Raw genomic sequence first — 13,340 nt, forward strand, 5'->3', positions numbered from 1 at the left:
CTTCATCTCTAAACCTCTAACCCTCCCGCTGCGCGTCAGCGCCGGGAATAAACCTCTACACCTACTTGCATAGTGTTTACCCTTTATTCTGAAGGTCAAGCATCTTGTGGAATATCTGTTGGGAGGTTTTGACTTTGCGGTTGAAATGATGCCAGGCGAAGGCCATATTGGCCAAGCCAATCAGGAGACTGACAGTGCCGAAGAGAAGGTTATCCTCCAAAAAAGTAAAATACATTCCCATTATCATGGCTATGGCTAGCCAAAAATACAAGAAAAAGATAGCCCCCGGGAAAAGGGTATAGCTGATAAAAAGTATGCTGCCCTGATTGGTGGATTCGATTTTTCCGGTAATTAAGGGTAAAAAAGTGTCCGCACGATCCATTTTCAAGGAAAGGTGAAACGAGTCCGGCTTCACCCTTCCGTTGAATTTTTGCTTGTGGCTATATTCCTCGTAATCCAGATAGTTCACCTCCCTAGTCATCAGGTCCAGTCTCTTCACCACTTCAGTGCGTGAAAGACTGGAAACTAGGATCTCGGTATGTACAGGCATGAAGTTCACACCAAAAAAACAATCTGAATGGCTAAAAGTTTACCCTTTTACCGCAATACAGGAAATTTCCACGTTCACATTTTTCGGAAGCTTGCTCACTTCCACCGTTTCCCTTGCTGGAGGGTTTTGTTTGAAGTATTGCCCATAGGCCTCATTAATGGTTGCAAAGTCATCCATGCTTTTGATAAAAATGCTGCACTTCACCACATCGGCAAAGCTATACCCCGCCTCGCTCAATACAGCATCCAGGTTTTTCATCACCATGTGAGTCTCCTCGGTAATGTTTTCGTTCACCAGTTCCCCCGTTTCTGCATCTAAAGGAATCTGTCCAGAGATGTAAAGTGTACCATTGACTTCCACCGCCTGGCTATAAGGCCCGATCGGTGCCGGAGCAGCTTTTGAGTTGATTATTCTTTTTGACATGTGCTTATTTTATATTTTTCCTAAAAATAGCCCTTCCTCATTTGAAAACATACCATCGTCTTAAATTTAGGGAACTAAGTACCATGCTTGCTTCATCCCTCCCGAGAATAAACCCCTGCTGGGCGCCAAAATAGAACCCCGACAACTCGACAACTGCCAGGGGAGGCGAAGCCGACCCACGGGCGGACAACGGCGAAGCGGACAACATCCGACATCCAACATCTGACATCTGACATCCGACATCCAACACCCGACATCCGCCACCCCCATTTTTTCTCTCCACATAAAACCGTAATTTTGCAAAACATTTACACGAAAAACCCATAAAATGGCAGTAAAACAATATATCCACGACAATCAAGACAGATTTCTCAACGAACTTTTAGACCTCCTTCGAATTCCCTCAGTGAGCGCCGACCCCAAATTCAAGGGTGATGTGATGGCAGCGGCGGAATTTGTGAAGGAAAGCCTTGAAAAAGCAGGCGCCGACACGGTAGAAGTTTGCCAGACCGCCGGCTACCCTATCGTATACGGTGAAAAAATTATTGACCCATCTGCTCCCACCGTGTTGGTGTACGGCCACTACGACGTGCAGCCTGCCGATCCATACGAACTATGGGATTCCCCTCCTTTTGAGCCGGTGATCAAGAAAACCGAAATGCACCCGGAAGGCGCCATCTTTGCCCGTGGCTCTGCCGATGACAAAGGCCAGTTTTACATGCACGTCAAGGCCTTCGAAGCCATGATGCAGACAAACGAACTTACCTGCAACATCAAGTTTATGATCGAGGGTGAAGAGGAAGTAGGTTCCAGCAACCTGGACATCTTCGTAAAGGAAAACAAGGAAAAACTTGCGGCCGATGTGATCTTAATCTCTGACACAAGCATGCTTTCCCTTGAAAATCCTTCCATCACGGTTGGATTACGAGGATTAGCCTATATGGAAGTGGAAGTTACCGGACCTAACCGCGACTTGCACAGCGGTACCTATGGCGGAGCGGTTGCCAATCCGATCAACATCCTTTGTAAAATGATTGCCTCTTTGCAAGATGAAAACAACCACATCACAATCCCTGGCTTCTACGACAAAGTGGAAGAACTTTCCGCTGCCTACCGTGAGCAGTTAAATAAAGCTCCCTTTGATGAAGAAGATTATAAGAAAAAGCTGAACATAGATTCTGTGCACGGCGAAAACGGCTTTACTACCATTGAAAGAACCGGTATCCGTCCTACTTTGGATGTGAACGGAATTTGGGGGGGCTATACTGGAGAAGGTGCCAAAACAGTACTTCCTTCCAAGGCCTACGCCAAGATTTCAATGAGATTGGTGCCTAATCAGGACCACAAAGAGATCTCCGACTTGTTCCAAAAACATTTTGAATCAATCGCTCCGGAATCAGTAAAGGTAAAAGTGACCCCACACCATGGTGGCCACCCTGCTGTAGTACCAACGGATTCTGCCGGGTACAAAGCCGCTGAATCAGCCATCTTGGAAGCCTTTGGCAAAAAAGCCATCCCAACTCGTGAAGGTGGATCAATTCCTATCACCTCCCTTTTCCAGAAGGAACTAGGGCTCGACCCAATTCTTCTTGGATTTGGCTTGGATACCGACGCCATCCACTCACCAAACGAGCACTACGGCGTGAAGAACTACTTCATGGGCATAGAAACCATCGCGATGTTCTTCAAATATTTCAGACAATCTTCGAATAAATAACTTACAAAAGGCGGCCACATCTATGGCCGCCTTTTTTGATTTCTCTAAGCAATTACATTTTTTCTAGTCTGGATTGGGGCAGCTTTATTAAAGCTGTTAAAATATGTATTTAGCAGCGCGGTGCTGATATTTTCGGGTTCCTTTAAATCAATTTCTATAATAGGAACTTTATTTTTAAAAAATTCGACGCAGGCATTTAAAAGATTCTGGTATTTGAGATTTTCCCCTCTCAATTTTTCCAATTCATTGCCATCTGCCGGCCGTCCTATTTTCTACTTTTCCCTTCTCCTTATTATCCTTTCCGAAGCTATTGATAGGTCATGTTTGAAAATAATCAAGCCTTTTGGTGGGGAAATGGATGCAAGGCAGGTACTGAATTCCTTCTCCAAGCCCAGATTGACATAGAAAAGGATCAGTTTGTGTAAAAGCGACTCATCAAAAATGACAAAATCCTGATCAGGCTGCTTGTTGGAGTAATCCTCCAAAATCTCAACCTCGGTAAACCTTTTCATCAGCCAAGCCAGCCTCTTGTAGAACAACACATAATCCTTCCTTACATGGAGCTGGTCTTTTTGGATGTTTTGATAAAATTGCAGGCGATTTTTTTCTATCTGTAGATCAATATCATATCCATTGACAAAGTCGGTGAAAAGTGACTTTAAATAAGACCTGTTCTGTTTTGGGGGTAGTAATTGAAGCAGCAGTTTCGCTTTCAATGTGGTAACCACTGCTTTCTCTCGAAGGTAATTTTCTGTCTTTACATTTTCAATCACAAGGTTTTTCAAAAATGTAGTCTTTCCGGCCCCCGGCAATCCAACAACGTCTATTCTTACCATGACTACAACTATTTAAGTAAAACAATATTATTATATGCAAATTCTACATAATTATATCCCAATAATACCCAGTATCACCATATAAATATGATGTTTTTATATCTTAAATAATAATTTATTAACATTTAATTAACATTAATTTTTTCCATTTTGACCACTTAGTTATGACCCCTCTCCCGACTTCAGTCTTCGGTCTCCCATCTTCCGTCTCCGGTCTTCGGTCTTCCATCCCCTCGACTTCTTTTAAACTAATCGTGACTCTCCCGATCCGCAAAAAGTTCCTCGGGACAAGCTGTGACCCTTTTTACCTTCGTGCCCTTTGTGCCCCCTCTCCCGTGACTTCGTGACCTATTTAATCCGCGTAGGAGCCGTTGCGCTCGTTGCGCCTTCTTCGCTGCGCCGCCGCGTGAACCCTTTCTATTTCCGCGTTGGAGCCCTATCCTGCGACTTCTTTTTAACTTATTGCGACTTCGTGACCTACTTAATCCGCCTTGAGACCTTCGTGCCCTTATTTTCCTCTGTGCCCTTTGTGCCCCTTTTCTTTATTACTACTTGACCAATTTAATCCGCGTAGGAGCCGTTGCGCTCGTTGCGCCTTCTTCGCTGCGCCGCCGCGTGAACCCTTTCTATTTCCGCGTTGGAGCCCTATCCTGCGACTTCTTTTAAACTTATTCCGACTTCGTGACCAATTTCTATTTATGAAGCCACCGTCATGCCCTCTTTATGTGACCTCAAGCACTTACTTATGTGGAACTAATTTCCGTTATTTGCCCTTGTTTATTGAGTTTAGCTAACATCATCCCAAAACAATGTTGAATTACCATAAGCTTGCCTTAGGTTTTACCTTCTTTTTTTTATTATCCTTCAGCAGTATTGCCCAAATGATCGCCCCTCCCACCTGGAGCGTGGAACTGCAAAACCAGAACCCCAAGGCGGGGGAGGAAACCCAAATTATCTTCAAAGCTGAAATCCCCGAAAATTGGTACATCTATTCCAACGAATTCGAGGACTTTGGCCCCATCCAAATTGAACTTGACTTGGACGGCTCCTCAGGCATCGAGCGCATAGGTGACTTAAAGGCCGTAGAGCCAAAAACCAAATACGACGATGTATGGGAAGGTGAGGTAAAATATTTTGACAAAACGGGGGAATTCCGCCAAGAAATAAAAATCACAGATGACAATGCCCTCATCAAAGGCATGCTGGAATACCAGATGTGCTCTGAAGTTACCGGCCAATGCATCCTTTTCGACGAAGAATTTGAAATCAACCTAGGTTCAGCTCCAACAACTTCCACAGCGGAACCTGCCGGTACCGGGGAAGTGGATACCAAAGAGGCCGATGACCTCCCCTCAAAAGCCCGCCCTTCTCATATAGAAACAGGTGAGGACAAAGGCAGCATGATCACTTTTATGGTGGTAGCCTTCTTAGCCGGACTTGCCGCTTTGCTTACGCCTTGCGTGTTCCCGATGATCCCCATGACCGTAACCTTCTTTACCGGAAGGTCCAAAAGCAGATCGCAAGGCATCCGAAACGCATTTATATATGGGTTTTCCATCATTGCCATTTATACCATAGCAGGAACCTTGGTGGCCGCCATCCAGGGACCTGAGTTTGCCAACTGGCTTTCGACGCATTGGGTGCCCAATGTGTTTTTCTTTTTAATATTCATCTTCTTCGGATTAGCTTTCTTAGGGATGTTTGAATTAACTCTCCCAAGCGGATTAGTCAACGCTGTTGACTCCAAAGCTGATAAAGGCGGTCTTACCGGATTATTCTTCATGGCCTTCACCTTGGTGCTAGTATCATTTTCTTGTACCGGGCCTATCGTAGGCTCCATCCTGATCGAATCTGCTGGTGGACAGTTGGCTAAGCCAATCTTGGGCATGTTTGCCTTCTCTTTGGCTTTCGCCATTCCCTTTACCCTATTTGCAATCTTCCCCGAGTGGCTCAACACTCTTCCAAAATCAGGTGGCTGGCTCAACTCAGTGAAAGTGGTATTAGGCTTTTTGGAACTTGCACTTGCATTCAAATTCCTCAGTATTGCCGACCAGGTTTACCATTGGGGACTTTTGGACAGAGACATCTATATTGGAATCTGGATCGTGATCTTCACCCTTCTGGGACTTTATCTGCTTGGCAAGATCCGTCTGCCACACGACAGCCCGGTAGAAGTAGTCAGCGTTCCTAGGCTTTTAATGGCCATGACGACATTCATCTTTGTAGTGTACATGATTCCAGGACTTTGGGGAGCGCCTTTGAAAACGCTCAGTGGCTACCTACCTCCAATGTCTACCCATGATTTCAACCTGATCAAAGTCATCCGAGAAGATGGCGGGGGAACAGGAAGAGTTTCCACTCTGGATGACACCCCTAAATTCTCCGATTTCCTCCACTTACCGCATGGTTTAGAAGGTTACTTTGATTATGAGCAAGCTTTAGCGGCAGCCAAGAGAGCCGACAAACCTTTGTTTATCGACTTTACCGGCCACGGCTGTGTCAATTGCCGTGAAATGGAAGCCAAAGTGTGGGTTGAATCTCCTGTATTGAAAAGGCTTAAGGAAGATTTTGTTGTAGTGGCACTTTATATCGATGAGCGCTATGAGTTGCCGGAAAATGACTGGTACACTTCCGATTACGACGGTAAAGTGAAAAAAACCATCGGCAAGCAAAACGCCGATTTCCAGATCACTCGTTTCAACAACAACGCGCAGCCTTATTACGTCATCCTTGACCACAACGAGGAGCTCCTCGCCACCCCAAAAGGCTACGACAGCAATGTGGCCAGGTTTGTCCAATTCCTCGATGACGCCAAAGAGGAATTCGAGAGAAGGCGGTAATAAGATTTCACGCCACGGCGCAGCGATACAACGCCACGACCCCAGCGAGAATTAATTCTCGTTGTGCGAACGTCTCCGACTTTGCACCCCCAATTAATCCTGCACTAAAACCTTCGAGGTCTCATAAAAAAACACGAGGCCTAGAAGGTTTTTTTTATCATTTAAGCTTTGCAATTTCTCGCGAAATAGCCGTTGCACCAGTAGCGTGAACTCACTCCGCTAAACTTTGTGCCCCATTTTCTCCGCGAAGAAGCCGCTGCGTCCGTTGCGTTTCTACCGCTGCGCCCGTTGCGTGAACCCCATGCCCTTATTTTTAACTTTGCGCGACTTCGTGACTTATTTAACCTTGTGCAATCTGTGGTGATAAATTCTAAGAAGCCGCTGCGCCCGTTGCGTTTTTTTCCGTTGCGCCCGTAGCGTGGAACTCTTTCCACTAAACTTCGTGAACCATTTTATCACTTAACCCATAATTAATTTACCTCTTACCCATCCAACATTAGCATAATTCCAATAAAAAATTCAACCTGGGTAATACTGGTAAAAATTAACCAAATTTTATTTCCAAAAACCTCCAAAACACCCCTTTCACCTAAGCAATTTTCACCAGCTCCACACCTATCAGAATTATACAAAAAACGTTTATATCAACACATTACGAATTCCTGAATTTTCCTAGCAATACTTTTCCACATTTATCCACACTTATCCACACACCCTATCAAACACCTCATAACACCCTGTTATTTAGCATTTTAAAGCCTCTAAGTTAACATGATTTTTTGTGGATAAACTGAAGCCTGAGCGATTATGACTATTTGGCTTTAGCAAAAGGAAGGTGGATAAGTACCCAATCAGAATAAAATTTTATGGGCTTAATCTTGGTTTTGTCTAATTAATCTTTTCCTGTATGCATTGAAAATACGCGACTTGGATATAAAACCTAAATACCGTCCATTATCTACCACTGGCAGGTTCCAAGCACCAGTCTTCTCAAACCTGTTCATGGCTTCCTGCATACTTTCATTCGGACCTATATGATCCGGCGGACTGTGCATGAGTTGGCGGATGGCCAAATCCTGTTTTTCACTATCAAACATGATCTCCCGAATGTCATCCAAAGTGACAATCCCGCTCAAATTTCCATCCTCATCCACCACGGGGAAAATATTCCTCTTCGATAGTTTTACCAAATTGCATAAGTCCGCTAGGGTAGAATCTGGATGTATAGGCAATAAATCCCTCTCCATTATCCTCCTGATGTCTATCAAACCCAACACTTCCTCATCCTTAGTCTCCGGCAAATGCCTCCCTTGATCATGTAACTGCTTGATGTAAATGGAATATTTGTCAAAATATGTCGTGGTCAAAAAGGAAATTGCCGACACCAACATCAGCGGCACAAACAACTCATACCCCCCAGTAATTTCTGCAATAAGAAATATCGCCGAAAGCGGCGCATGCTGCACCCCACTCATCACCCCACACATGGCAACCAAAGTAAAATGAGCCACAGGTAAAGGAATCTGTCCTAGCAGATTGTTGCTATAGGCAAAAAGAAAACCTGTGATGCCTCCTACAAACAAGGAAGGAGCAAAAATCCCCCCACTGCCTCCACTACTAATAGTCAAAGCAGCAGCAACAGGCTTGAGCACGATAATCATGATCAAAAATGCTAATATGAAATAGGGATTGTTAATCTCGGAAAAGAAAGGACTGTTGTTGAGCAACTGCTGCGGGTCCCCTTCTATCAGTGTATTGAGAACATTGTACCCCTCCCCGTAGATCGGCGGAAAGAAGAAAATGATGAAACCCAGTAAAGCACCGCCATATAAAACCTTCATCCAGGGATCCTCAAACTTCCCAATCAGGTTTTCCACTTTCAAAACCGATCGACTAAAATAAAGGGATACCACCCCAGTCAAAACGCCCAATAGCAAATAGTAAGGCGTATGTCCAGCAGTAAACTTCTCTGTAATATTAAAGGAGAAAATCGCATCTTCACCGAGCAACACCATGGAGGTAAGCGAACCAGCCACCGATGCTATCAACAGAGGAATGAAACTCCCCACGCTAATTTCCACCAAAATTACCTCAATGGCAAAAATCACCCCGCCGATAGGAGCCCCGAAAATCGCAGAAATCGCCCCTGCTGCCCCGCAACCAATAAGCAAGGTTCTCTTTTTTGCCGTCAGGTGCATCCATTGTCCGGCGTTGGAACCGATGGCCGAACCGGTTACAACGATCGGGGCTTCCAGACCTACCGAACCACCAAACCCAACTGTGATAGCAGAAGAAACCACCCGGCTAAAGGTCTTGATTCTTGGAATGATACTGTTGTTTTTAGAAATGGCATACAGCAGGTCAGGAATTCCATGTCCCCCATAATCTTTCAATATATATTTGGCCACCAAAAAAGTCAGGGCAATCCCGAGAACGGGGTAAAGAATGTAAAAGAAATTAGCATCCTGAATAGCAAAGCCCTGAGTAAGGAAATCCTGGATCGTATGAACCAGAGTTTTCAATATTACCGCTGCCAGCCCCGCCAACACCCCAATGATCCCACTGAGGATAAGTACAAAATTCTTGGTGCTGAGATTCTTCAGCCTCCAGATGAGGAATCGGTTTAGCATTTTTTCATTGTACAATGCACCAGGTACCAGGTACCAAGTTCATCCACATTTTTAGCCTCTTCATTATTCATCATTCATCATTCGACATTCATCATTTTAAAATGTATATCGCCTTCATTATTATTTTCGATTGATATTTCCACCACGATTTAAGCCACTTCACTCCCCTTCCTTCGCCCTGTTCCAATACACATCCATCTCCGCCAAGCTCATTTCCCCTATCGACTTCCCGTCTCGCTTAGCTGCTTCTTCCAAGAATTGAAACCTCTTTATAAACTTCAAGTTTGTTCTTTCCAGGGCTTCCTCAGGATTGATATCGATAAACCTGGCGTAATTGATCAAAGAAAACAGCAAATCCCCAAACTCAGCAGTAGCTTTTTCCTTGTTGATTTCCTCGGGGGCAGCGGCGTTAAATTCAGATTTAAACTCCTGCATTTCTTCCTCTACCTTTTCCCAGACCTGCTCTTTTTCCTCCCAGTCGAAACCAACTCCACGGGCCTTCTCTTGTATCCGCATGGCTTTTATCAAGGCCGGCAAACTGCGGGGCACACCACCTAGCACACTGGTATTGCCTTTTTCCTTCAGTTTGATTTTTTCCCAGTTGGCCTTTACCCCGTCCTCATCATTGGCCACGGTGTCGCTATAAATGTGGGGGTGGCGGCGGATGAGCTTTTCGTTAAGAGAAGTGATCACACTGCCCATGTCAAAAGCCTCTTTTTCGGAGCCGATTTTGGCATAAAAAACAATGTGCAATAAAATATCCCCAAGTTCCTTCTTGATCTCCTGCAGGTCATTATCCAAAATGGCATCGCTGAGCTCAAAAGTTTCCTCAATAGTCAAGTGTCGCAAACTTTCCAAAGTTTGTTTTCTGTCCCAAGGACACTGCTCCCTGAGCTCCTCCATGATGGTCAGGAGTTTATCAAAAGCTTCCAGTTGAGATTTTCGATTGGATAGTTGTGACATATTGGAGGGGAAACTATTAGGATCGTGTGGACGTTTTGAAAGTATTCCGTAAATTTGTGCAAATTAATTTGATATGGCAACTCTGTATTTGACTTTAGGTTTCTTGGCTCTGTTTTTCCTGTTGATGTCCGTAAGGCTTCTGTTTTTGAAGAACGGGCAGTTTAAGGGCACCTGCGCCTCCCAAAACCCCTACTTGAACAAGTCCGGCGAATCCTGCGGGTATTGTGGCAAGAAAATGGATGAAGGAGAAAGCTGTGGCAATCCCGACAACGAGGTTGATAAGGTTTTGGCCAAATTCAAATAAATGCCAATCCCTGGTGGCTCCTTAAGTCCAGGGACTTTTTTTATCTTACACATATAAACTATTTCTAAGTGGCATTAATTAAATCGATTTCCGGTATAAGAGGGACAATCGGGGGCAAAGTGGGCGAAGGCCTGACCCCGGTGGATGTAGTGAAATTTACCGCGGCCTATGGGGCCTGGGTGCTGGAAAAAACCAATAATCCAACCATCGTCATCGGCAGGGACGCAAGGATCTCTGGTGAAATGGTCAGCAAACTGGTTACCGCCACTTTGCAGGGACTGGGTATCGATGTGATAGACCTTGGTCTTAGCACCACCCCAACTGTGGAACTTGCCGTTCCCCTAGAAAAAGCCGGCGGGGGAATTATCCTTACCGCTAGCCATAACCCAGTACAGTGGAACGCGCTCAAGCTTTTAAACGACAAGGGCGAATTCATAAATGATGAAGAAGGTAAGACCGTTTTGGATAAAGCCGAAAATGATGACTTCACCTTCGCCGAAGTAAGAAAGCTTGGAAGCTATACATTAATTGAAGATTATCTTGACAGACATGTGCAGCATGTGCTGGACCTCAAACTTGTGGACCGAGAAGCCATTGCCGCCAAGAACTTCAAGGTGATTATCGACTGCGTAAATTCTACAGGAGGCCTAGCCCTTCCCAAACTGCTTAGAGCATTAGGCGTTGAAGTGATTGAGGAGCTTTACTGCGAACCAAACGGGGACTTCCCACACAATCCGGAACCCCTGCCTGAGCACTTGAGGGATATTTCCAACAAGATTAAAAATGGGCAGTTTGACCTCGGCATAGTGGTGGATCCAGATGTGGACCGCTTGGCCTTCCTAAGTGAAGACGGGGTACCTTTCGGTGAAGAATACACTTTGGTAGCTGTGGCCGATTATGTGCTTTCCAACACTCCAGGAAACACTGTTTCCAACCTTAGCTCAACCCGTGCTCTCCGCGACGTGACTGAAAAACACAACGGAGAATACCATGCTGCAGCTGTGGGCGAGGTAAACGTGGTAAACAAAATGAAGGAAACCAACGCCATCATCGGCGGTGAGGGCAACGGTGGCGTGATCTACCCAGAATCTCACTATGGCCGTGACGCCTTGGTTGGAATTGGGCTTTTCTTAACCCATTTGGCCAAATTCGATAAGCCGATGACACGTTTAAGAGCCAGCTACCCAAATTATCACATCTCCAAAAACAAGATTGAACTTACTAACGAGATCAATGTGGACGAAGTGCTGGAGCAAATCAAAAGCAAATACCAAAAGCAGCCTATCAATACTATTGATGGGGTGAAAGTGGAGTTTGAAAAAGAGTGGGTTCACCTTAGAAAATCCAACACCGAGCCCATCATCAGAATCTACGCCGAGTCCGAGACCCAATCTACGGCCGAGCACCTGGCGCATAAGATTATGTATGATATTAAGGAAGTGATAACTTCTAAATAAATTAGAAATTATGAATGGGGAATTAATAATTGGGATGGAAATATCATTCTTAATTCTCAATTCATAATTTTTTTTAATTCAAAAATTTATAAGATGCGAGTATATTTAGACAATGCGGCGACCACCGCGATGGATGACAGAGTAATTGAGGCCATGATCCCTTTTATGAAGGAGCACTATGGCAACCCATCCTCTGTGCATTCACACGGCAGAGAGGTAAGAACAGCCATCGAAAGATCGAGGAAAAAAGTCGCCGAATTGCTAAATGCTACACCTGCTGAAATATTCTTCACCTCAGGGGGTACCGAGGCGGATAACACCGCACTTGTATGTGGCCTACAATCGCACGGCATCAAACACGCCATCTCCTCTCCAATTGAGCATCACGCCGTGCTTTCTACTTTACAGAACTGTGCGAAAAAAGGCATGACCGAATTGAGCCTTTTGAATGTGAGCGGAAAGGGAGAACTTGATTTGGATCAATTGAAGCAGCTTTTGGAAAAGCATCCAAATTCCCTAGTTTCAGTAATGCATGCCAATAACGAAATCGGTAACCTTAACGACATCGAAACCATAGGAGCTTTGGCTAAAGAATATGGGGCATTTTTCCATTCCGACACCGTGCAGACCATGGGGCATTATGTTCATGATGTCAAGAAGATGGATATTGATGCTTTGGTGGGTTCTGCCCATAAATTCCATGGCCCAAAAGGATCCGGTTTTGCTTTTGTGAGAAAGGATAAAAAGATTTCTCCGTTCATCTATGGTGGCGGACAGGAAAGAAACATGCGTGGTGGCACAGAGAATGTCTGTGGCATTGTTGGCATCGCCAAAGCCTTGGAATTGGCCTATGAAGACATGTCAGGACATCAAAGACATATCGAGCTCCTGAAATCCCGCATGATCGGGCAGCTTAAGCAGGCTATCCCTGGAGTTGAGTTCAACGGCCTTTCCGCCGACTTGGACCAAAGCCTTTATACCGTATTAAATGTGAGTTTGCCACCTTCCGAGGAAAACAGCGGCATGCTACTCTTCAACCTTGACCTCCACGGAATTTCCGCATCCGGCGGCAGTGCCTGCAGCAGCGGCGCCACAGTCGGCTCCCACGTCCTCCGAGCCCTCAACGCCCAACCCGGCCGCGACTCAGTCCGCTTTTCCTTTAGCCGCTACAACACCGCCGAAGAAATTGATTACACAGTAGAGAAATTGAAAGAGATGTATGCAGTGGGAGTCTAAGGCGATTAGTTCTGAATTAGGCGCCCACTTCATTATTCATCATTCATCATTCTACATTCATTATTTATTAAGGTACAAAGTACCTCACTAGGACGACGGTTATTCCTTGCCATTTCTACGATTAATTTAGACAAAACCCCACTTCTCTCTTCGTGCCCTTATTTTTTTTTCTTTGTGCCCATCGTGCTCATTTCATCCGCGTCGAGGTAAACTTCGTGCGACTTCTTTTTTTAACTTCCTCGACTTCGTGACCCTTTTTCTTCGTGCCCTTATTTTTTTTCTTTGTGCCCATCGTGCTCATTTCATCCGCGTCGAGGAAAACTTAGTGCGACTTCTTTTTTGAACTTAGTGCGACTTAGTGATTTATTTTCCTTCGTGTCCTTC

10 protein-coding genes are annotated in these 13,340 nt (G+C 45.0%); 5 read left to right on the plus strand and 5 right to left on the minus strand.

Translation table 11 applies throughout. The annotated features are described in order from the left end of the window. Positions 1-76: 76 nt before the first annotated feature. Positions 77-550: a hypothetical protein gene (locus FPL27_RS19505; RefSeq protein WP_143962915.1), complete on the minus strand. Its 474-nt coding sequence runs from the start codon at positions 548-550 to the stop codon at positions 77-79. A 39-nt stretch (positions 551-589) separates the two neighbouring features. After that, entirely contained in the window at positions 590-973 is a 384-nt protein-coding gene (locus tag FPL27_RS19510) for a RidA family protein (RefSeq protein WP_143962916.1), read from the minus strand. A 328-nt stretch (positions 974-1,301) separates the two neighbouring features. On the opposite strand from FPL27_RS19510, the gene FPL27_RS19515 reads away from it, so the two are divergent. After that, the gene (locus FPL27_RS19515) at positions 1,302-2,690 is read left to right on the plus strand and encodes a dipeptidase (RefSeq protein WP_143962917.1); all 1,389 of its coding nucleotides are present in this window, start codon (positions 1,302-1,304) and stop codon (positions 2,688-2,690) included. 272 nt (positions 2,691-2,962) lie between these two features. Here the strand turns inward: FPL27_RS19515 and FPL27_RS19520 are convergent, their stop codons facing one another. Continuing rightward, entirely contained in the window at positions 2,963-3,526 is a 564-nt protein-coding gene (locus tag FPL27_RS19520) for an ATP-binding protein (protein ID WP_143962918.1), read from the minus strand. Between the two features lie 809 nt (positions 3,527-4,335). Between FPL27_RS19520 and FPL27_RS19525 the strand changes: the two genes are divergently transcribed. Continuing rightward, positions 4,336-6,366 carry a protein-disulfide reductase DsbD family protein gene (locus tag FPL27_RS19525; RefSeq protein ID WP_143962919.1) on the plus strand — a complete coding sequence of 677 codons (2,031 nt, stop codon included), beginning with the start codon at positions 4,336-4,338 and terminating at the stop codon, positions 6,364-6,366. An 872-nt stretch (positions 6,367-7,238) separates the two neighbouring features. On the opposite strand, the gene FPL27_RS19530 is transcribed toward FPL27_RS19525, so the two are convergent. Together FPL27_RS19530 and mazG are read right to left on the minus strand one after the other, a co-directional pair. After that, positions 7,239-8,996, minus strand: a complete 1,758-nt coding sequence (locus tag FPL27_RS19530) for a chloride channel protein (protein WP_143962920.1) — start codon at positions 8,994-8,996, stop codon at positions 7,239-7,241. Positions 8,997-9,155: 159 nt separating this feature from the next. After that, a complete protein-coding gene (mazG, locus tag FPL27_RS19535) occupies positions 9,156-9,959 on the minus strand; it encodes a nucleoside triphosphate pyrophosphohydrolase (RefSeq protein ID WP_143962921.1) in 804 nt (267 codons plus the stop codon). 73 nt (positions 9,960-10,032) lie between these two features. Between mazG and FPL27_RS19540 the strand changes: the two genes are divergently transcribed. The 3 genes from FPL27_RS19540 (at position 10,033) to FPL27_RS19550 (ending at position 12,956) form a co-directional block, all read left to right on the plus strand. Next, on the plus strand, positions 10,033-10,263 hold the full coding sequence (locus FPL27_RS19540) for a hypothetical protein (RefSeq protein ID WP_143962922.1): 231 nt from the start codon (positions 10,033-10,035) through the stop codon (positions 10,261-10,263). 68 nt (positions 10,264-10,331) lie between these two features. Continuing rightward, positions 10,332-11,720, plus strand: coding sequence for a phosphoglucosamine mutase (gene glmM, locus FPL27_RS19545; RefSeq protein ID WP_143962923.1), 1,389 nt, complete (start codon positions 10,332-10,334; stop codon positions 11,718-11,720). A gap of 93 nt (positions 11,721-11,813) precedes the next feature. Next, complete coding sequence (locus FPL27_RS19550; RefSeq protein ID WP_143962924.1) at positions 11,814-12,956, plus strand: cysteine desulfurase family protein; 1,143 nt, start codon at positions 11,814-11,816, stop codon at positions 12,954-12,956. Positions 12,957-13,340: the final 384 nt, after the last annotated feature.

Origin of the sequence: Litoribacter populi, assembly GCF_007483685.1 — a bacterium.
In the GTDB taxonomy this organism is placed as follows: Bacteria; Bacteroidota; Bacteroidia; order Cytophagales; family Cyclobacteriaceae; genus Litoribacter; species Litoribacter populi.

Coding starts and splice junctions, on each gene's coding strand:
- FPL27_RS19525 (WP_143962919.1), top strand. CDS start 4,336: ATGTTGAATTACCATAAGCTTGCCTTAGGTTTTACCTTCTTTTTTTTA.
- FPL27_RS19540 (WP_143962922.1), top strand. CDS start 10,033: ATGGCAACTCTGTATTTGACTTTAGGTTTCTTGGCTCTGTTTTTCCTG.
- mazG (WP_143962921.1), bottom strand. CDS start 9,959: ATGTCACAACTATCCAATCGAAAATCTCAACTGGAAGCTTTTGATAAA.
- FPL27_RS19505 (WP_143962915.1), bottom strand. CDS start 550: ATGCCTGTACATACCGAGATCCTAGTTTCCAGTCTTTCACGCACTGAA.
- FPL27_RS19520 (WP_143962918.1), bottom strand. CDS start 3,526: ATGGTAAGAATAGACGTTGTTGGATTGCCGGGGGCCGGAAAGACTACA.
- FPL27_RS19510 (WP_143962916.1), bottom strand. CDS start 973: ATGTCAAAAAGAATAATCAACTCAAAAGCTGCTCCGGCACCGATCGGG.
- FPL27_RS19550 (WP_143962924.1), top strand. CDS start 11,814: ATGCGAGTATATTTAGACAATGCGGCGACCACCGCGATGGATGACAGA.
- FPL27_RS19530 (WP_143962920.1), bottom strand. CDS start 8,996: ATGCTAAACCGATTCCTCATCTGGAGGCTGAAGAATCTCAGCACCAAG.
- FPL27_RS19515 (WP_143962917.1), top strand. CDS start 1,302: ATGGCAGTAAAACAATATATCCACGACAATCAAGACAGATTTCTCAAC.